The sequence below is a fragment of the Citrobacter sp. Cm038 genome (genome assembly GCF_030333105.1).
GTDB lineage: Bacteria > Pseudomonadota > Gammaproteobacteria > Enterobacterales > Enterobacteriaceae > Citrobacter > Citrobacter murliniae.
This window is the reverse complement of the sequence record NZ_JAOWGO010000016.1, coordinates 1190582-1209147: the sequence shown is the minus strand read 5'-3', so window position 1 is coordinate 1209147 and position 18566 is coordinate 1190582. Positions and strand designations below refer to the sequence as shown.

Annotated in this window: 20 protein-coding genes; 11 read left to right on the top strand and 9 right to left on the bottom strand. The window is 49.6% G+C overall.

Annotated features, from left to right (window positions below; genetic code table 11):
- The coding region (locus tag OGY01_RS08020; protein WP_286492807.1) for an autotransporter outer membrane beta-barrel domain-containing protein at positions 1–1038 on the top strand (1038 nt) is incomplete at its 5' end.
- 177 nt (positions 1039–1215) lie between these two features.
- Here OGY01_RS08020 and OGY01_RS08015 read toward each other — a convergent pair.
- The gene (locus OGY01_RS08015) at positions 1216–1530 is read right to left on the bottom strand and encodes a PTS sugar transporter subunit IIB (protein WP_286492806.1); all 315 of its coding nucleotides are present in this window, start codon (positions 1528–1530) and stop codon (positions 1216–1218) included.
- A 127-nt stretch (positions 1531–1657) separates the two neighbouring features.
- Positions 1658–1936 carry a hypothetical protein gene (locus OGY01_RS08010; protein ID WP_045442700.1) on the bottom strand — a complete coding sequence of 93 codons (279 nt, stop codon included), beginning with the start codon at positions 1934–1936 and terminating at the stop codon, positions 1658–1660.
- Positions 1937–2172: 236 nt separating this feature from the next.
- Between OGY01_RS08010 and OGY01_RS08005 the strand changes: the two genes are divergently transcribed.
- Both OGY01_RS08005 and OGY01_RS08000 read left to right on the top strand, forming a co-directional pair.
- Complete coding sequence (locus tag OGY01_RS08005; protein ID WP_048221484.1) at positions 2173–2805, top strand: CatB-related O-acetyltransferase; 633 nt, start codon at positions 2173–2175, stop codon at positions 2803–2805.
- Positions 2806–2957: 152 nt separating this feature from the next.
- The gene (locus tag OGY01_RS08000; RefSeq protein WP_048221483.1) at positions 2958–3884 is read left to right on the top strand and encodes a diguanylate cyclase; all 927 of its coding nucleotides are present in this window, start codon (positions 2958–2960) and stop codon (positions 3882–3884) included.
- Positions 3885–4155: 271 nt separating this feature from the next.
- On the opposite strand, the gene mgtS is transcribed toward OGY01_RS08000, so the two are convergent.
- Positions 4156–4251 carry a protein MgtS gene (gene mgtS / locus OGY01_RS07995; protein WP_000901362.1) on the bottom strand — a complete coding sequence of 32 codons (96 nt, stop codon included), beginning with the start codon at positions 4249–4251 and terminating at the stop codon, positions 4156–4158.
- A gap of 552 nt (positions 4252–4803) precedes the next feature.
- Here mgtS and urtA point away from each other — a divergent pair.
- Genes urtA through urtE form a run of 5 tightly spaced genes read left to right on the top strand, consistent with a single transcriptional unit; the run spans position 4804 to position 10273 of the window.
- A complete protein-coding gene (gene urtA, locus OGY01_RS07990; protein ID WP_286492804.1) occupies positions 4804–6075 on the top strand; it encodes an urea ABC transporter substrate-binding protein in 1272 nt (423 codons plus the stop codon).
- A gap of 45 nt (positions 6076–6120) precedes the next feature.
- Complete coding sequence (urtB, locus tag OGY01_RS07985) at positions 6121–7695, top strand: urea ABC transporter permease subunit UrtB (protein WP_286492840.1); 1575 nt, start codon at positions 6121–6123, stop codon at positions 7693–7695.
- Positions 7695–8768 (top strand): urea ABC transporter permease subunit UrtC, encoded by a 1074-nt coding sequence (urtC, locus tag OGY01_RS07980; RefSeq protein WP_225760900.1) that lies wholly within the window; start codon positions 7695–7697, stop codon positions 8766–8768. The genes urtB and urtC overlap by 1 nt, the downstream gene beginning before the upstream one ends.
- Positions 8768–9565, top strand: a complete 798-nt coding sequence (gene urtD, locus OGY01_RS07975) for an urea ABC transporter ATP-binding protein UrtD (RefSeq protein WP_225760901.1) — start codon at positions 8768–8770, stop codon at positions 9563–9565. Before urtC ends, urtD begins: the two co-directional genes overlap by 1 nt.
- Before the next feature lie 9 nt (positions 9566–9574).
- Complete coding sequence (gene urtE, locus OGY01_RS07970; RefSeq protein ID WP_045442720.1) at positions 9575–10273, top strand: urea ABC transporter ATP-binding subunit UrtE; 699 nt, start codon at positions 9575–9577, stop codon at positions 10271–10273.
- Positions 10274–10315: 42 nt separating this feature from the next.
- On the opposite strand, the gene ydeE is transcribed toward urtE, so the two are convergent.
- Complete coding sequence (gene ydeE, locus OGY01_RS07965) at positions 10316–11503, bottom strand: efflux MFS transporter YdeE (protein WP_045442723.1); 1188 nt, start codon at positions 11501–11503, stop codon at positions 10316–10318.
- A 198-nt stretch (positions 11504–11701) separates the two neighbouring features.
- Here ydeE and eamA point away from each other — a divergent pair, with 198 nt between their 5' ends.
- Positions 11702–12601 (top strand): O-acetylserine/cysteine exporter, encoded by a 900-nt coding sequence (gene eamA / locus OGY01_RS07960; RefSeq protein ID WP_286492803.1) that lies wholly within the window; start codon positions 11702–11704, stop codon positions 12599–12601.
- Positions 12602–12632: 31 nt separating this feature from the next.
- On the opposite strand, the gene marB is transcribed toward eamA, so the two are convergent.
- Genes marB through marR form a run of 3 tightly spaced genes read right to left on the bottom strand, consistent with a single transcriptional unit; the run spans position 12633 to position 13719 of the window.
- Positions 12633–12851 (bottom strand): multiple antibiotic resistance protein MarB, encoded by a 219-nt coding sequence (gene marB / locus OGY01_RS07955; RefSeq protein ID WP_045442728.1) that lies wholly within the window; start codon positions 12849–12851, stop codon positions 12633–12635.
- A gap of 31 nt (positions 12852–12882) precedes the next feature.
- Entirely contained in the window at positions 12883–13266 is a 384-nt protein-coding gene (gene marA, locus OGY01_RS07950; protein ID WP_138140554.1) for an MDR efflux pump AcrAB transcriptional activator MarA, read from the bottom strand.
- An 18-nt stretch (positions 13267–13284) separates the two neighbouring features.
- Positions 13285–13719, bottom strand: a complete 435-nt coding sequence (gene marR, locus OGY01_RS07945; protein WP_286492802.1) for a multiple antibiotic resistance transcriptional regulator MarR — start codon at positions 13717–13719, stop codon at positions 13285–13287.
- A gap of 257 nt (positions 13720–13976) precedes the next feature.
- Here marR and OGY01_RS07940 point away from each other — a divergent pair, with 257 nt between their 5' ends.
- Positions 13977–14642, top strand: a complete 666-nt coding sequence (locus OGY01_RS07940) for a MarC family NAAT transporter (protein WP_045442735.1) — start codon at positions 13977–13979, stop codon at positions 14640–14642.
- A 37-nt stretch (positions 14643–14679) separates the two neighbouring features.
- Here OGY01_RS07940 and OGY01_RS07935 read toward each other — a convergent pair whose 3' ends face one another.
- Together OGY01_RS07935 and ptrR are read right to left on the bottom strand one after the other, a co-directional pair.
- Positions 14680–15873 carry a sugar transporter gene (locus OGY01_RS07935; protein ID WP_045442742.1) on the bottom strand — a complete coding sequence of 398 codons (1194 nt, stop codon included), beginning with the start codon at positions 15871–15873 and terminating at the stop codon, positions 14680–14682.
- A gap of 291 nt (positions 15874–16164) precedes the next feature.
- On the bottom strand, positions 16165–17040 hold the full coding sequence (gene ptrR, locus OGY01_RS07930; RefSeq protein ID WP_200013210.1) for a putrescine utilization regulator PtrR: 876 nt from the start codon (positions 17038–17040) through the stop codon (positions 16165–16167).
- A 105-nt stretch (positions 17041–17145) separates the two neighbouring features.
- On the opposite strand from ptrR, the gene sad reads away from it, so the two are divergent.
- On the top strand, positions 17146–18534 hold the full coding sequence (sad, locus tag OGY01_RS07925) for a succinate-semialdehyde dehydrogenase (protein WP_286492800.1): 1389 nt from the start codon (positions 17146–17148) through the stop codon (positions 18532–18534).
- The last annotated feature ends 32 nt before the right edge of the window (positions 18535–18566 follow it).

Here is an 18566-nt window from a genome sequence, read left to right as displayed (position 1 = left end):
GACCCTCCCGTTGATCCTGTAACACCGCCGGTTGACCCCTCTGATGAAACACATGTTAACCGCCCTGAAGCAGGTAGCTATCTTGCAAACATTGCGGCTGCGAACACGTTATTCAACACCCGTCTGCACGACCGTCTGGGGGAAACGCAGTACGTTGATGCTCTGACCGGTGAGAAGAAAGTTACCAGTCTGTGGCTACGCCAGGTCGGTAGCCATAATAACTGGCGTGATGGCAGTGGTCAGTTGAAAACACAGAGCAACAGTTATGTCGCACAGTTGGGTGGCGATGTTGCGCAGTGGTCAACCGATGGCCTGAACAGAGGCCACCTGGGTCTGATGGCGGGTTACGGTAATAACCACAGTTCTACCCGCTCTTCCGTCACGGGTTATGATTCAAAAGGTTCCATAAACGGTTACAGCGTTGGCGCTTACGGCACCTGGTTCGCCAGCGATGCGGATAAAGCAGGGTTGTATGTGGACAGCTGGCTCCAGTACAGCTGGTTCAACAACCAGGTTAACGGGCAGCAACTGGCCAGCGAATCCTACAAGTCTAAAGGCTTTACGGCCTCGCTGGAGACGGGTTACACCCAGAAACTGGGCGAGTTTGCTGGCAGCAAAGGGACGCTTAATGAATGGTTTATCCAGCCACAAGCCCAGGCCACCTGGATGGGCGTGAAAGCAGACAACCATCGTGAAACCAATGGAACCCGCGTTAGCAGCGGTGGCGACGGTAACGTACAAACCCGCCTGGGCCTTCGTACGTACCTGAAGAGCCATCATGCGATGGATGACAACAAAGACCGTACTTTCGAGCCGTTCATTGAAGCCAACTGGTTGCATAATACGCGCAGTTATAACGTGAACATGGATAATGTCCACATCAGCCAGGCTGGCGCCCGCAACATTGGTGAAGTCAAAGTGGGTGTTGAAGGACAGATTAACCCTCGGGTCAATCTGTGGGGCAATGTCGGCGCCCAGATGGGGGATAAAGGATACAGTGACACCAATGCCATGGTGGGTATTAAGTATAACTTTTAATGCTGCGCTAACCGGGGGATTATCCCCGGTTTTTATTTACAGGAATCTCCCTCGAACCTCGTCCAGTATGTTCTGGGCGAGGTGAGTGTTTCCGGCGTAGTGGCGTACATAAAAGTAATGTGCCGCGCTTAAGTTGATAAATTACCTATACATGATGTGTATGGTCGACCGCACAATTTAATCGATCATCTCTGGCATATGAGCGAGTACAAAGCTTAATACTTTCTCTCCGTCCAGCGAGGCATACGGAAGACTTTCTATAACAGCAATGGGGCGTAAGTCGCCGACAACGGTTTTGAGCTCAGAGAGTTTGTACTGGATGTGGGGAGCAACCAGAAAACAGTCGAATGCAGGTGCCACACTGGCAAAATTATCCAGCCCAACTGCGCTGATTATCATCTGGTGGTTTTGTGCGTTCGCTATTTTCTGCATTTTTTTTGCCAGAGAATTAGCTGTATTTCCGAATAAGCAACATATTAGTAACTTTTTCATGATTATGTCCTTCAGGGAACCGATCACACACTAATCCCGGTAATCACCGGAAAATGCGTTCTCGATCATGTTTGCATGACAATAATCACAGGCGAAGGATAAAGCTGCGTTTTTTCAGCAGCCTTGTCTATTTGAAATATTTATCTAACGGATCGTGATGAGATTGCTTTCGGTAGAAGAAAAACCATACCACAAAGCCGATTATTGCACCCAGCCCTGAAAGTTTGAGCAAAAGTAGTTTTCGTAACTCAAAGTAATCAGTGACAGTAAGTTCGCCTCTCCACAGATCAATGGCTACACCCGCTACAACAAAATCAGCAAACAACGCCATGACTACAACTGCGATAGCGTACGCACAAACCAGGTAACATAGTGAACAAATCCTTACTTTTGTGTCGACACGCATACATGTCTCCGTTGTTAGTTTATGCAAAAAACGATATCACGAATCCATAGCGATTGTTGATGTTACGGATAAACCTGGAGTAGAACCCCCAACTTTATTCTGTGCCAGATAACCACCAGCTTCAGGTTCGTCAGCCGCCAGATGACTCATCTGATTTCTCTCATGACAATCAGATATAATGAGGCCATTCATAATTGCGTTGTTTTTTAAAAACGCTGTATAAAAGGATGACGGAAATGTCAGGAAAGCATTGGTCAAGAATGGAATATCTTCATCAGACAGTGACTAACCCAAATATTTGTATCAAAGGGACTCATAGCTATTACAGTGACTGTTGGGATAAAGGATTTGAACATTCAGTTGTGCGATATCTGCTCGGTGATGAGGTTAGTAGAGGCTGGGAACCTCTTGGCCATCTGGATAAGCTGATTATCGGTAATTTTGTCTGTATTGGCGCGGAGAGCGTTATTCTTATGGGGGGGAACAGTACACATCGGCTTGACTGGATAAGTCTTTATCCCTTTATGGAATCTATTAAGGATGCCTACCAGTTTCGTGGTGATACCGTACTACAGGATGGTTGCTGGCTAGGTATGCGAGCAATGATAATGCCTGGCGTCACCATTGGAGAAGGCGCCGTAGTGGCCGCTGGTTCGGTTGTTACCAAAGATGTACCTCCATACGCAATCGTTGGGGGCAATCCTGCAAAAATCATAAAATATCGATTTCCTGAAAATGATATTAAGCGATTACGGGACCTTGATTTATATCAAATTCCAGAAGAAAGGTTGCTAGAGTTACAACCACTATTATCATCTGGAGATATTTCAGAACTGGAATTGAGAGTCTCCAGCCTCAGAAAAGCATAGCCGTGAGGGTGATACAGTCTGTGTAATAACAGCCCGTATCACTGCTAACTTTAACGTTGGTATATTAACTACTATTAATAAGTTTACATAAGTTTTCTTTTTTATCGTTAAACTGTTTCTGTTGAAGTGCTCACACAGGGAAGGGAGTCGAGATGATAAAAAGAACACCGGAAATAGATACAATTTTGCTGGAACTCAATCATTCAATTGATGCTCACTACAAATGGTTGGTGAAAATGTTCCGCTGCGTCGTATCGTCTGACGTCACGCAGTTGGACATTACTGGGTCTCACGCGCATTGTGCCTGCAAATTTGGTCAATGGTTAAATAATTCTGCGCCGCAAAATAATGGAGATTGTAGTTATATTGCCGGGATTACATCCGCGCATGAAAAAATGCACTCGTTAGGTAAAGAGTTACTATTGGCGATAGTCGCAGAGCGTAGTCATTCATGGCATTTTGATAGCTTTCAGGACGCGCTATTGTCGTTTACGTCTGCGGTAATGGACTATAAAATATATTTACTCAATATTCGTAGCAATATCGATGTGTTAACCGGGTTGCCCGGCAGAAGGATGCTTGATGAGACTTTTGACCGCCAGTTGCTCGATGCTGAGCCACTTAATTTGTACATCGTATTGCTGGATATCGACCGTTTTAAATATGTTAATGATACTTATGGTCATCTGGTTGGCGACATGGTGTTGCGTAGTCTGGCTGCAAATCTACAAGTATGGACACGTCATGATGAAACCGCGTATCGCTATGGTGGTGAAGAGTTCATTATCCTTATCAGGACGAAGACTGATGAGCAAGCGTGCCAGGCGGGATTACGTATTTGCCATTTAATTGGCGGTAAAAAAATCTCATATCCTGACGGCGAACTGAGCATCACTGTGACTGCAGGTATCTCCCGTGTGCACCAGGGGGAAACGCTGGATATCGCTCTCGGGCGGGCGGACAGTGCGATGTATGAAGGGAAGCAGACTGGCAGGAATCGCTGTATGTTTATGGATCAACATCAGCAAATCAGGTTGGTTGAGACTAACGATCGATTGATGCCACGGGTCAGAGAGTGAGTTTTGTCTGGGGAGTTTCGTTTCGTTTAACTTTCATTGGGGTTGTCGATGATAGCATAGCCGACTATCCGTTATCTCAGCAGGGAATCGCCTGATAGCGTATAAAGCAAAACACAAATCTATCCATGCAAGCATTTACCGCTGGTCTGTCCGGCGGTTTTTTTTGCCTGTTACGCTGGAAAATTCTTACTGGACTGTGGCGGGTAAAAAAATGGCCCCTTGTGCAGTTACGCTACAAGGGGCCGGTTCGGTGCAGGACTATCGTCGTTCATCAATCATCCCATTTGTGACTAAAATAGGCGGCCAGAAAACCGGAAAATAAAATAATTCCCAGAACTGCCATGAAAATATTCATATTACCTAACATATTAAATTACTCCTTTGCTTTTTGAGTTTCCTCTCTTACCTTAATTTCACCTCGTTTATAACCATACCCTCCATACTTCAAGTTACCTGGGGCTTCGCTCAGTTGTTGCTTGCCAGCAACTCAAATTATTTTAGATATAGAGTAGCAATTCAAACTTAAACAAAGGCTGAACTATGTGATTATTTCGACAGAAAGGTAAGTTTTTAACGCTATTTCGTCGAGGAAAATAAATAATAGTGACGAAAATAATGATGGAATAATGCAGGAACTCAAAAAGCGACTGTCATTATCCCCGTTTGTGATGCTGCAATCGATACAAAGTGTTGCACGTTTCTAATGCAACGCTGTTTCATGGTGGTTCAACTTACCTGGCATTTGAGCCCAGGTGTTGCAGTTGAATTCCTGTATTTGTTTCTAATTCACTGATTTTAAATGGGCTTAAAATATCTGGCATCGTTTTTTCCTTATTACTTCTGAACACCCTTAATTTGCACCGTTTTGTCAGCCCGGCTGCACCGGAGCTTTCGCAAATCATCTTTCAGGAGTGAAATTATGCAGCGTCGTACATTACTAAAAGCTTTTGCTCTTTCGGCCTCTGCTGTGGCAATGGGGCTAAGTTTTAGCGTCCAGGCCGCAGACACTATTAAAGTTGGCATCATGCATTCATTGTCAGGGACGATGGCAATTTCTGAAACACCGCTTAAAGATGTGGCTCTAATGATCATCGATGAAATCAATGCCAGTGGTGGTGTGTTGGGCAAGAAGCTGGAACCGGTAGTGGTTGACCCGGCCTCAAACTGGCCGTTGTTTGCCGAAAAGGCCCGTCAGTTGTTGAGTCAGGATAAGGTGGCGGCGGTCTTTGGCTGCTGGACATCGGTGTCGCGTAAATCGGTTCTGCCGGTGTTCGAAGAGCTAAACGGTTTGCTGTTCTATCCAGTGCAGTACGAAGGTGAGGAGATGTCACCTAACGTCTTTTATACAGGAGCAGCACCTAACCAGCAGGCAATTCCGGCGGTTGAGTACCTGATGAGCGAAGACGGCGGCAGCGCCAGACGTTTCTTCCTGCTTGGTACGGATTATGTCTATCCCCGTACAACTAATAAAATTTTGCGCGCCTTTTTACATTCGAAGGGCGTCGCCGATAAAGACATTGAAGAAGTGTATACCCCGTTTGGACACAGCGATTATCAGACAATTGTTGCCAGTATTAAAAAATTCTCCGCTGGCGGCAAAACAGCGGTGGTATCGACCATTAATGGTGACTCCAACGTTCCGTTTTATAAAGAACTGGCTAACCAGGGGCTGAAAGCAACGGATGTTCCGGTGGTGGCATTCTCAGTTGGCGAAGAGGAATTACGTGGCATTGATACCAAACCACTGGTGGGAAATCTGGCGGCCTGGAACTACTTCGAGTCCGTTGATAATGCAACTAATCAGAAGTTTGTTGCTGATTATCGGGCCTATGCCAAAGCGCATAAGCTGCCGAATGCGAATTCTGTAGTGACAAACGATCCGATGGAGGCGACCTACGTCGGCCTGCATATGTGGGCGCAGGCGGTGGAAAAAGCCGGCACCACCGATGTGGATAAAGTACGTACTGCGATGGCAGGGCAATCTTTCGCTGCACCTTCAGGTTTTACCCTGACGATGGATTCAACCAACCATCACCTGCATAAACCGGTCATGATTGGTGAAATTGAAAGTAACGGCCAGTTCAACGTGGTATGGCAGACCGATGCCCCAGTCCGCGCTCAGCCGTGGAGTCCGTATATCAGCGGCAATGACAAAAAGTCAGAACAGCCCGTCAAAACTGCCAGCAACTGATCTTTTGCCCTCCTGCGGGAGGGCGCAATTTTGGAGAACGCTATCATGAAAGCCATGCGCTTAATTCGTGGCGTGTTGCTGCTGACGTGGCTTTTGCCGTGGATAGCACAGGCAACAGATGCCGATATCTTTACCGCAGCCAGCCGTACTCAACAGGCCGCCTTACTGGAACAATGGTCGCTCAACCCTGAGGCGCAACGTTTACCTGTGCTGTATGCATTGGGGAGCGAAAGTCTGCTGACCGACAGCGCAAAGAATGCGTTTACAATGAATGGCACCCTGGTGCAACCGCTTGGTGCAGTGACCAGCCCATCCGGGGAGTTAACAAAAATCCGCCTGACTAACCGACTACGTAATCTGGTCGCCGGGACGCTGGCGATACATCAACTTCTAAGTGACAGTGTCACTGAAAGAGTTGCCGCTGCAAGGACATTGCAACGGGAAGCACTTCCTGCCATGTTGCCGTTTCTGCAACAAAGGCTGGCGCAGGAGACTGATGCAGGCGTGAAGTCACAGCTCTCCATTGCACTGGCAAATCTGCAACTCAACAGCACGTTGCCGCAGGTCAGACGCCAGGCGATCAAACTGTTGGCTGAGTCAAATGATCCTGAAACTCAGGCGCGGTTACAACCCTTTACCCAGATTGAATATGAACCTGATGCCAGCGTACGCGCGGCAGCAAGCGAGAGCCTGAATTCCATCGGCCATCGCATGATGATTAGCGATCTTCTTGGGCAGGCGTTTATGGGGTTATCACTGGGGTCAATTTTGCTGCTGGCAGCTCTGGGATTGGCAATTACTTACGGTTTACTCGGCGTCATCAATATGGCACATGGTGAAATGCTGATGCTTGGGGCCTACTGTACCTGGATGGTGCAACAACTGATGATCCACTTTACTCCACAGTGGTTGTCCTTTTACCCGATTGTCGCACTGCCGGTTGCTTTTCTTCTTACCGCAGGGATAGGGATGATTCTCGAACGCGGCGTTATTCGTCATCTATACGGACGCCCTCTTGAAACGCTGTTGGCGACCAGGGGGATCAGTCTGATGCTTATCCAGTTGGTGCGCATGACCTTTGGGGCACAGAACCTGGAGGTTGCTAACCCGGTATGGCTATCGGGTGGCATCCAGGTCTATGCCAACCTGATTTTGCCGTGGAACCGGCTCGTGGTACTTGGTTTTGCCATTCTGGTTCTGTTCTTTACCTGGCTGTTGCTGAATAAAACACGTCTGGGAATGCACGTGCGTGCGGTAACGCAAAATCGCAGTATGGCGGCCTGTTGCGGTGTGCCGACCGGGCGTGTGGATATGCTGGCTTTTGGCCTGGGATCCGGAATTGCCGGACTGGGTGGTGTGGCGTTGTCGCAGCTAGGCAACGTCGGACCTGAACTGGGACAGGGTTACATTATCGATTCGTTTCTGGTGGTAGTGCTCGGCGGCGTTGGGCAACTTGCAGGCAGTGTGGCTGCCGCGTTTGGCCTTGGGATCTTCAATAAAATACTTGAACCGCAGGTTGGCGCTGTACTCGGCAAAATTATGATCCTGGTGCTAATCATTCTGTTTATTCAGAAACGCCCCCAGGGATTGTTCGCGCTGAAAGGGAGGGTTATTGACTGATGACGATGCCAATGACATTAACGCTGGCGCGTAAAGCGCCGCGTACAATGCGGATACTGGGGCTGAGTTTGTTGCTCGCGCTGATTATATTGCCGTTTCTTGCGCTCCTGCCTGCAGAGCATCCGCTGGCAATATCCGTCTGGACGCTGACCCTGGTTGGAAAAATCCTCTGTTATGCCATTGTTGCGGTTGCGCTGGATCTGGTATGGGGATACGCCGGAATGCTTTCTCTCGGACATGGGATTTTCTTCGCGCTGGGGGGTTATGCAATGGGGATGTATCTGATGCGTCAGGCGTCTGGCGAAGAATTGCCCGCATTTATGTCTTTCCTGTCATGGAGCGAACTGCCCTGGTTCTGGTGGGGAACGCAACATTTTATCTGGGCAATGCTGTTGGTCGTTCTGGTTCCCGGTCTGCTGGCGCTGGTCTTTGGCTATTTTGCTTTCCGGTCAAAAATCAAAGGCGTCTATTTTTCCATCATGACCCAGGCGCTGACTTTTGCCGGGATGCTGTTGTTTTTTCGCAATGAAACCGGGTTTGGCGGCAACAATGGTTTTACCGGATTCACGACGATTCTGGGGTTTCCCATTACCGCAACCTCAACTCGTGTCGCCTTATTTTTAGCGACCGTAATGCTGTTGGTTCTGGCGCTGTGGCTGGGACTGGCGCTTGCCCGCAGTAAGTTTGGCCGTATTTTGACTGCTGTACGTGACGCTGAAAACCGTCTGACGTTTTGCGGTTATGACCCGAAAGGATTCAAGCTGTTGGTGTGGACACTTTCTGCGGTGCTATGTGGGCTGGCAGGGGCACTGTATGTCCCACAGGTAGGCATTATTAATCCCAGTGAAATGTCGCCAACCAACTCAATCGAAGCGGCCATTTGGGTTGCGTTGGGTGGGCGTGGCACGCTAATTGGTCCGGTATTTGGCGCACTGCTGGTCAACGGTGCTAAAAGTTGGTTTACCGTCATTATGCCGGAGTACTGGCAGCTGTTTCTCGGCCTGATATTTATTGGCGTAACGCTGTTTTTACCTCGTGGGGTGATCGGCTTGTTTCGTAAGGGAGATAAATAATGCTGCCAGATGAAGGACTTTTTACCCGTCAGATGCCCGGCGACCGCTTTCGTAATCAAACTGACCCGGTACTGCAACTGGAAAAAATCAACGTTAACTTTGATGGTTTCCAGGCGCTAACAGATTTAACACTCAACATTGGTGTAGGGGAGTTACGTTGCATTATTGGCCCTAACGGTGCAGGAAAAACGACATTGATGGATGTCATTACCGGCAAAACAAGGCCGCAGAGTGGACGTGCGATTTATGACCAATCGACAGATTTAACCGCGCTTGATTCGGTCGCTATTGCCCGTCAGGGGATTGGGCGTAAATTTCAGAAGCCTACGGTATTTGAAGCTCTGACAGTGGAAGAGAATCTTGAGCTGGCAATGAAAAATGATAAATCCGTGTGGGGTTCCTTACGGGCTTGTCTTTCGGGGGAACAGCGGGATCGTATTCATGACATGTTAGGGCTACTGCGGCTGGCTAACGATCGTAGTCGTCGCGCCGGACTGCTTTCTCATGGACAAAAACAGTTTCTGGAGATCGGCATGCTGCTGGTGCAGGAGCCGCATTTGTTGTTGCTGGATGAGCCAGCAGCAGGGATGACCGATGCAGAAACGGAATACACCGCAGAGCTGTTTCGGACACTTGCCGGTAAACACTCTCTAATGGTCGTTGAGCATGATATGGGTTTCGTTGAAACCATTGCTGACCATGTCACTGTTTTGCATCAGGGGCGTGTTCTGGCCGAGGGCAGTCTGCGTGAAGTGCAGGCCAATGAGCAGGTTATTGAAGTCTATCTCGGGCGATAGGAGGTTCTGATGCTACAGGTGAACGAACTGAATCAATATTATGGCGGTAGTCATATTCTACGCGGCGTGAGCTTTGAAGCGCATATCGGCGAGGTAACATGTCTGCTGGGGCGTAATGGTGTTGGAAAAACGACGCTGCTGAAGTGCCTGATGGGGCTCATTCCGACCCGCACCGGAAGTGTAATCTGGCAGGAGAAGAATATCACGCAGCGAAAGCCGCACCAGCGCGTTCAGGCTGGCGTGGCATATGTACCGCAAGGGAGGGAAATATTTCCTCGTCTGACGGTGGAAGAGAACCTGCTGCTCGGATTGTCCCGGTTTCCTGCGCATCAGGCAAAGTCTGTTCCGGATGAAATCTATGCGCTCTTTCCGGTCCTGAAAGAGATGAAACACCGCCGGGGCGGCGATCTGTCTGGCGGGCAACAGCAACAGTTAGCGATTGGTCGGGCACTGGCGAGTCGTCCACAGCTATTGATACTCGATGAGCCGACCGAGGGGATCCAGCCTTCAGTCATTAAAGAAATTGGCCAGGTTATCTCTCAACTGGCACATCGTGGTGATATGGCGATTTTGCTGGTGGAACAATTTTATGACTTTGCCGAACAACTTGCCGACCGATATTTGTTGATGTCGCGCGGAAGTATTATTCAAAGTGGATTGGGAGAAAATATGCAAGCAGAGGGGGTGCGTGGGCTGGTGGCTATCTGAGTAGTGAGGCTACAGAGCCGCCAGGGCTCTGTAGCTGCATGATCAGCAGACCGCTGGCTGACCCCAGGGCTTGGCGCGCATCCCTTTTAGCATCAGTGCCCAGGCAAGGACGATGGCGATAATAAGCACCACAAACAGTGACCAGGATGGCAACGTCGTCAAAATAACGCCACTGACTAACGGGTTTACCGCTGCGCCAAGCCAACCCAGTGACTGGGCGGAGAAATAACTCGCTTTCATACCCGCCGGTGCAATGTTGTCGATGAGCATGTATTCACCGGGAGCGTAAATAATCTCGCCAATTGTGAAGAATGCTGCGGATATCCCCCAAAGTAGCAAGCTGTTGCCTGAGAAAATAAATCCGACCAGTCCCAGAACGAAGAAGAGTGTCCCTCCGGCCATCAGTGGTCGAATATTGGCGGCAGTGAGTCGGCGCCCGACGGCATATTGCAATGTCACTACCATCGCTGCGTTGACGGGTAGGACGACAGCGACCACTTTTTCGGCAAAATTACCGTCTGCGACAACCATAACGTACTGAGAAATACAGGACGCAAATGCGCCGCCGACAAATGAGGCCAGAAAAGCAGACAGCGTAAACCAACATAATGCTCTATCACGCAGCAAAACCGACGGAGACCATACTGATGCATTCACACCTTCTGATGTCGTTTCTGAACGCTTCACCCAGGTCTGGATAAACACCAGCGGAAAGGCTGAGCAAAGCGCCGCCAGCCAGAAGGGCAAATTAATACTTTGCATCACCAGCAACGTACCGAGCGGTGGACCCACCGTCCAGCCAATGTTAAGTACGGTGTAGTTGAGCGAAAAAATTTTGGTCTTATTGGTGGCAGAGAGATTATCGGCAAACCAGGCTTTCAGCACCGTGGCGAAGACTGAGTAAGCGCAGTTGATCAGTGCAAAAAGCAGAACTACCACCACCACGTTATGTACCAGAGGAATCGCAATAAAGCCGGATGCAAAGCCGGTAATTGCCAGCAGCATATAACGTTTTTTATCGAACTTATCTGCCAGAATACCGAACCCCAGACTGAAAATGACACCTATTGTCAGTGCGACCGTCATGGCGTAGCCAATCAGATCGACGCTCAGTCCGTATTGACGGTTGAGGTAGATAGTCATAAACGGCAGTGTGGCGCCGCGTCCAATGGTTAGTAATAAAGATGAGGCGAGTAAAGCGAGGGTGGACCTTCTCAAGGTGGTATTCATTTTCCTGCCCGACAGTGCATGTTGTTATGTTTTTTTTAGATATCGGAAAGAAATAGCATGTCAAAAGTGTGATGTACACTCAATAAGTTGTCTGAAAATGCGCTGTATGGCCTACCTGAATTAATGATCTGTTACGGTACAAAGATTTCCGTTACTTTAACTTGTTTACAAAAATTTAATAATTCCAGGGGCGGTAGAATGTCGCGTAAAGACGGGTTGTTGGCGTTACTGGTCGTCGTCGTGTGGGGACTGAATTTTGTCGTCATCAAGGTTGGTCTGCACAATATGCCGCCGTTGATGTTGGCTGGGCTGCGTTTCTTGCTGGTGGCGTTTCCGGCTATTTTCTTTGTGGCGCGCCCCAAAATCCCACTTTCATTGCTGTTCGGTTATGGCCTGACCATCAGCTTTGGGCAGTTTGCGTTTCTCTTTAGCGCTATTAAATTTGGCATGCCCGCGGGACTGGCGTCGTTGGTATTACAGGCTCAGGCTTTTTTTACTATTGTGCTCGGGGCATTCGCCTTTGGTGAGCGTTTACAGGGTAAACAACTGGTTGGGATCGCGCTGGCAGTATTTGGTGTTCTGGTTTTGATAGAAGCCAGCCTGAATGGACAGCATGTGGCAATGCTTGGTTTTATGCTGACGCTGGCGGCGGCGCTGAGCTGGGCCTGCGGTAATATTTTCAATAAGAAGATCATGCAGCATACTTCGCGTCCGGCCGTGATGTCGCTGGTAGTGTGGAGTGCGTTGATTCCCGTTATCCCGTTCTTTCTGGCATCGTTGTTCCTTGATGGGGCTGAACAAATCGTCCACAGCCTCGTCACGATTGATATGACGACAATTCTCTCGCTGGTCTATCTGGCCTTTGTGGCGACTATTGTGGGTTATGGGATTTGGGGATCGCTACTGGGACGTTATGAGACCTGGCGTGTCGCACCGCTGTCGTTGCTGGTTCCGGTGGTTGGTCTGGCGAGCGCGGCTGTGCTGCTTGATGAAACGCTAAGCGGGTTGCAGCTTATTGGCGCGTTGTTGATTATGGCGGGGCTGTATATCAACGTGTTCGGCTTTCGTTTGCGCAAGATTGTGCAGATGAGGGGCTAAAAAAAGCCCCGCGGTGGCGGGGCAAAACGAATTACAGGCTGCGCATATTGTAGTAAGGCACGCCCAATTCGTCGGACTTATCGCTTCCGGCCCCCATATGGTTGAAATCGAATGGGGACTGTTCCTGCGCAGGGGGCATAATCATCGCGTCACGATTATTTTGTAGCGTAGGCTGCGCAGTTTGTTCCGCCATGCTCTGGCCCGAAACGACAAGCAGCAGGGCCAGCATTGCAGATGACAGAAGTTTCATGATTTCCTCGGTTACGTCGTTTTACAGGCGATTAGCAATTACATTGATTAAGTGGATGCAAATACCGGGATTCGCCGTGCATATTGGTCATACGGTATTTATGCGGTGGGACATCAAAATAGTTTTTAAATGTCCGGGTCAGCGTTTGTTGGGACTCAAAGCCGTAACGCTCCGCCAGGTAAAGGATCGGTTCGTTACTTTCTTTTAATTTTTGCGCTATTTCAGTCATTTTACGGCTGCGGATGTATTGGCCTAATGAATGGCCAGTCTCTTTTTTAAACATCCGTTGCAGGTGCCATTTGGAGTAACCCGAACGCTCAGACACTTTTTCCAGCGAGAGCGGCGATTCAAGGTTATTTTCGATCCAGTCCAAAATGCTATGAATAGTGATTGTGTCAGTATTGCGTCTGGACATCGTCATACCTCTTTCTGTTTACGGCAGGATTTTCTTAAGCAAATGCTCAAGCGTTGTTACTTCGTCCGCCGTTAAGTTTCTTGTTAGTTCCTGGTGCAGGTCTTGCCCTACTAATTGATGACACTGCTCGCAAATTGCCGCGCCATGCTCGGTGAGTTTCACCAGCACGCCTCGCTTGTCATGTGGATTTGGAAGCCTTTCGATCCAGCCCTTACAGGCCAGCCTGTCGAGCATCCGCGTTAAGGCGCCGAGGTCGACAGACAGCACTTTTTTCAATTCGACAGGGGTAATGCACACCGCGCATCGGATGGAGCAGAGCACCTTAAACTGCGATGCAGTGATATCCAGCGGTGACAGATAGTCGTTTAACAAACGATCTTTTTTCTGATTAACCATGTAGATCAAACGACCCAGTGGGATGATTTCGTTGAACAGATCACTGGTGTTTTTCACAATGGTTGCCCTGGCAAGTAGTTAGTCACGGCTGATATTATTGCTTAGGCAAATATAAGTCAAATGAATGGATCAGCGAATGCCACGTTTTGCTAAAGTCGTGGGTGTCGATTGCGGTGTGCTTATTTTTAACATTCTGATAATTATGGCTTATGCGTAAAGACGCAAAATGAATCCTTACATCGCTTAAATGGCTTATCCCTGGTGTTTCACCTTATACTTGCCGTTGACGAATAACGCACAGGAAAGATGATCTTATGATGGACTTGTTTAAAGCAATAGGACTGGGGCTGGTGGTCCTGTTACCGTTGGCAAACCCGTTAACCACCGTGGCGTTGTTCCTTGGCCTTGCCGGCAACATGAACAGCGCGGAGCGTAATCGTCAGTCTTTAATGGCGTCTGTCTACGTGTTTGCCATCATGATGGTGGCGTACTATGCCGGGCAGGTGGTAATGAATACCTTCGGGATTTCGATTCCCGGATTACGTATTGCGGGTGGGTTAATCGTTGCGTTTATCGGCTTCAGAATGCTGTTTCCGCAACAGAAGGCGCATGACTCCCCGGAAGCGAGAAGTAAGTCAGAAGAACTGGAGGATGAACCAACTGCCAACATTGCATTTGTCCCGCTGGCGATGCCAAGCACTGCCGGGCCGGGTACAATTGCAATGATCATCAGTTCGGCCTCTGCCGTGCGTCACGGTTCTGAATTTCCTGACTGGGTGATCATGATTGCACCGCCGATTATATTCGCGGTTGTCGGGATTATTCTCTGGGGGTGTCTGCGCAGTTCTGGCGGCATCATGCGCCTTGTTGGGAAAGGTGGTATTGAGGCCATTTCCCGTCTGATGGGCTTTTTGCTGGTGTGTATGGGCGTGCAGTTTATTATTAACGGTGTGTTGGAAATTATTCAAACCTACCATTAAACAACAGGCCCGATATTCCTGTCGGGCCTGGTTTTCACTACTGCTGAGGCTGTTCTTCCAGCGTAACTGGCCATTTGCGAAATATAATCACCGCCCATATCAGTGCAATAACGGCAGGCAGGGCACCTACGTAGCCAATCGTAGACATTGACCAGTGCAGGCTCACCTGATTTCCCACCAGCGCACCTGCGCCAATACCAATATTAAAAATACCGGAGAACAGCGCCATGGCAACATCGGTGGCATCCGGTGCCAGCGCCAGCACTTTCACCTGCATCCCCAGACCTATCACCATAATGGCAATACCCCAGAAAATACTCAGTATGGCAAGGTGCATTTCGCTGTCGGCTGCAGGAAGCAACAGTACCAGGCACACCGTCAACAATGCGATGGCACTACCTATCAGCGCGGAGGAGTATTGATTCCCCAGTTTGCCAAAGATAATGCTGCCGATAATGCCAGCCCCGCCCAGAATCAGCAGTAGCACGGTAGCGAAGTTTGCACTCAGTCCGGCGACGGTCTGAACGAAAGGCTCTATATAGCTGTAAGCGGTGTAGTGCGCGGTGACTACAATAACCGTCAACAGATAGAGGCTCATCAGTGCCGGACGACGGAACAACAGTGGAAGACTTTTTAAAGAACCGGAATGTTCGCTGGGCAGTTTTGGTAGCAGTTTAACCAGACAGACCAGGGTAACAAGTGCGCCCATACCGATAGCGAAGAAGGTGGTGCGCCAGCCAAAATACTGACCGACGATACGCCCGATCGGCAGACCTAACACCATGGCCAGTGCGGTCCCGGTGGCAATCAGGCTCAAAGCCTGCGCACGTTTACCGGCAGGTGCCAGCCGGATGGCCAGCGATGCGGTAATTGACCAGAAAATGGCGTGCGCAAAAGCAATACCAATACGGCTAATAACCAGCACAGTAAAATTCCACGCCAGAAAAGAGAGCACATGACTGGCGATGAACAGAATGAAAAGGCAAATAAGAAGTTTGCGCCGTTCGACCTGGCTGGTGAGCAGCATAAAGGGCAGCGACATCAGTGCGACAACCCAGGCATAGATTGTCAACATGATCCCGACCTGAGCGGTCTGCATACCAAAACTTTGCGCGATGTCTGACAGCAAACCAACGGGGACGAACTCAGTGGTATTAAAAATAAAAGCGGCAATTGCAAGCGTAACTACCCGTAGCCACGCGACCTTGCGGGAAACAGTGTTTGTTGTCATATAAATTAGTCGGGTTAGTTGCGAAAAGGTGAGGCCATGATCTTAAAACGTTTACTGGCTAAAATACAAACATTTCGTGATTCAGATCTCGTTTTTTACCCGTATGTTACAGGCTGGTCACGTTGTAATACGAACAGAAAAAGAGATGAGGTCTAATCATAAAGCCATGATAAGTGACGTTGTCACTTATTCGGTATCGCACATATGACCAGTCTGACGGCAGTTATGGCGGATTCACACGATAAGAGGAGTGAGAATCGCTCCTTGTCATCGCCATTTGACTGACGTCGGTTAATCTGAGTTTTGTGAGAGTTGAGGGGTCAGTACTTCAATGAACGCCTCCAGTTGCCGCGTCATGCCCCCACGACGCCAGACCAGCCAGGTATTCAGCCAACGCCAGTTTTCACTAAGCGGCCAGGCGTTAACCTGATGATGCCCCGGCATGCTTTCCAGCATTGAACGCGGTATTAGCGCAATTCCGGCTCCGGCGATGACGCAGGCGAGCATGCCATGATACGACTCCATTTCATGGATTGTGCCAGGCATTGCGCGATCGGCATGAAACCAGCTTTCAAAATGGCGGCGGTATGAGCAATTAGCGCGAAAGGCGTAAATACTGCAACCATTGACGTCGCTGGCCCGATGGATCGGGGCGTGTCCGTGGGGGGTGACAATCATCATCTCCTCACGGTATACCGGCATTCCTTCTAGCCCTGGGTGAGTAATCGGACCGTCAACAAATGCGGCATTCAGCGTACCTTCCAGTACACCGTCCAGCATGGTGCCTGAGGGGCCTGTTGCCAGCGCAAACTGGATTTTGGGGTAGCGTTGATTATATTCCGCCAGTGTTGCAGGGATGCGGACCGCCGCTGTACTTTCAAGCGATCCGAGAGAGAACAGTCCTTGCGGTTCATCCCCGGCGACAACCATTCTCGCTTCTTGCACTAATGCCAGGATCCGCTGGCTGTAGCGTAGAAAGTTATGCCCGGAGGGGGAAAGCCTGAGACGCTGGTTTTCACGAATAAACAGATCGACGCCCAGATCGGCTTCAAGCTGGCGAATACGCGTAGTGAGATTGGATGGCACACGGTGTACCTTTGCGGCCGCCTGCGTAATGCTGCCGGTCTCTGCAACAGCATTGAACATTTCCAGTTGCGTCAGATCCATTGTTTTTCTCTATTCGTGAATGGTGTGGTTAATATTATTCATTTTTCATAAAGAGTAAATACGCTCATGATATAACCATATCCTGCGATAAAGAGAGTAAGACCTATGACCATCACAGCAGCAACACATGCTATTTCCGTCGATCCCTCCAATGGCGAAATATTAACGGCGATGCCGTGGACCAGTGCTGATGAGATTGCACATGCACTAGACCTTGCAGCACGTGGATTCAATGAATGGAAACTTACGACCGTTGCGTATCGGGCGCAGATGCTACGTAATGTCGGACAGGCACTTCGCCTGCGTGCAGAAGAAATGGCTCAGTGCATTTCGCGTGAAATGGGCAAGCCACTCAGACAGGCTCGTGCTGAAGTTGCGAAGTCCGCCGCCTTATGCGACTGGTATGCAGAACATGGTCCGGCGATGCTTAACCCGGAACCAACGCTGGTTGAGAATCAGCAGGCGGTGATTGAGTATCGCCCTTTGGGCACAATTCTGGCGGTAATGCCGTGGAACTTCCCACTCTGGCAGGTCATGCGTGGTGCAGTGCCAGTTTTGCTGGCCGGGAATGGCTATTTGTTAAAGCATGCGCCTAACGTGACCGGATGTGCGGAGATAATCGCGCAGGTGTTTGCTGATGCCGCAATACCTGCTGGCGTCTATAACTGGGTTAATGCTGATAATGCCGGGGTCAGCCAAATGATCAATGACCCACGTATTGCGGCGGTAACGGTGACCGGCAGTGTGCGTGCTGGCGCGGCGATAGGCGCTCAGGCCGGAGCGGCGCTCAAGAAATGCGTGCTGGAGCTTGGCGGTTCCGATCCGTTTATTGTCCTCAATGATGCCGATCTGGATCTGGCCGTTAAGGCCGCTGTAGCAGGGCGTTATCAGAATACCGGACAGGTTTGTGCTGCGGCAAAGCGCTTTATCGTTGAAGAAGGGATTGCAGCAGAATTTACTGAACGTTTTGTGGCGGCTGCCAGTGCGTTAAAGATGGGTTCTCCGTTGAATGAAGAGAATGAACTCGGACCGATGGCTCGTTTTGATCTGCGTGATGAACTGCATCAGCAGGTAGAAGCCTCGCTGGCGCAAGGGGCACGATTGCTACTGGGTGGGGAAAAAATTGCCGGCAAGGGTAACTATTATGCTGTGACGGTACTGGGCGATGTGACCCCTGAAATGACGGCTTTCCGTCAGGAGCTGTTTGGTCCGGTCGCGGCGATCACCGTGGCGAAAAATGCTGAGCATGCGTTAGCGCTCGCCAATGACAGTGATTTTGGTTTGTCGGCAACACTTTTCACCGCTGATGAGGCGCTGGCTCAGGAAATGGCCTCACGTCTGGAGTGTGGCGGTGTGTTTATCAATGGCTTTAGTGCGAGTGATGCACGCGTCGCTTTTGGTGGCGTGAAGAAAAGTGGCTTTGGTCGCGAGCTTTCGCATTTTGGTCTGCATGAGTTTTGTAATGTGCAGACCGTCTGGAAAAACCGTATCTGATCTTACTGGTGCCTCTAAGGGGGCACCTGTCT

Coding starts and splice junctions, on each gene's coding strand:
- OGY01_RS08015 (WP_286492806.1), bottom strand. CDS start 1,530: ATGAAAAAGTTACTAATATGTTGCTTATTCGGAAATACAGCTAATTCT.
- OGY01_RS08010 (WP_045442700.1), bottom strand. CDS start 1,936: ATGCGTGTCGACACAAAAGTAAGGATTTGTTCACTATGTTACCTGGTT.
- OGY01_RS08005 (WP_048221484.1), top strand. CDS start 2,173: ATGTCAGGAAAGCATTGGTCAAGAATGGAATATCTTCATCAGACAGTG.
- OGY01_RS08000 (WP_048221483.1), top strand. CDS start 2,958: ATGATAAAAAGAACACCGGAAATAGATACAATTTTGCTGGAACTCAAT.
- mgtS (WP_000901362.1), bottom strand. CDS start 4,251: ATGTTAGGTAATATGAATATTTTCATGGCAGTTCTGGGAATTATTTTA.
- urtA (WP_286492804.1), top strand. CDS start 4,804: ATGCAGCGTCGTACATTACTAAAAGCTTTTGCTCTTTCGGCCTCTGCT.
- urtB (WP_286492840.1), top strand. CDS start 6,121: ATGAAAGCCATGCGCTTAATTCGTGGCGTGTTGCTGCTGACGTGGCTT.
- urtC (WP_225760900.1), top strand. CDS start 7,695: ATGACGATGCCAATGACATTAACGCTGGCGCGTAAAGCGCCGCGTACA.
- urtD (WP_225760901.1), top strand. CDS start 8,768: ATGCTGCCAGATGAAGGACTTTTTACCCGTCAGATGCCCGGCGACCGC.
- urtE (WP_045442720.1), top strand. CDS start 9,575: ATGCTACAGGTGAACGAACTGAATCAATATTATGGCGGTAGTCATATT.
- ydeE (WP_045442723.1), bottom strand. CDS start 11,503: ATGAATACCACCTTGAGAAGGTCCACCCTCGCTTTACTCGCCTCATCT.
- eamA (WP_286492803.1), top strand. CDS start 11,702: ATGTCGCGTAAAGACGGGTTGTTGGCGTTACTGGTCGTCGTCGTGTGG.
- marB (WP_045442728.1), bottom strand. CDS start 12,851: ATGAAACTTCTGTCATCTGCAATGCTGGCCCTGCTGCTTGTCGTTTCG.
- marA (WP_138140554.1), bottom strand. CDS start 13,266: ATGTCCAGACGCAATACTGACACAATCACTATTCATAGCATTTTGGAC.
- OGY01_RS07940 (WP_045442735.1), top strand. CDS start 13,977: ATGATGGACTTGTTTAAAGCAATAGGACTGGGGCTGGTGGTCCTGTTA.
- OGY01_RS07935 (WP_045442742.1), bottom strand. CDS start 15,873: ATGACAACAAACACTGTTTCCCGCAAGGTCGCGTGGCTACGGGTAGTT.
- ptrR (WP_200013210.1), bottom strand. CDS start 17,040: ATGGATCTGACGCAACTGGAAATGTTCAATGCTGTTGCAGAGACCGGC.
- sad (WP_286492800.1), top strand. CDS start 17,146: ATGACCATCACAGCAGCAACACATGCTATTTCCGTCGATCCCTCCAAT.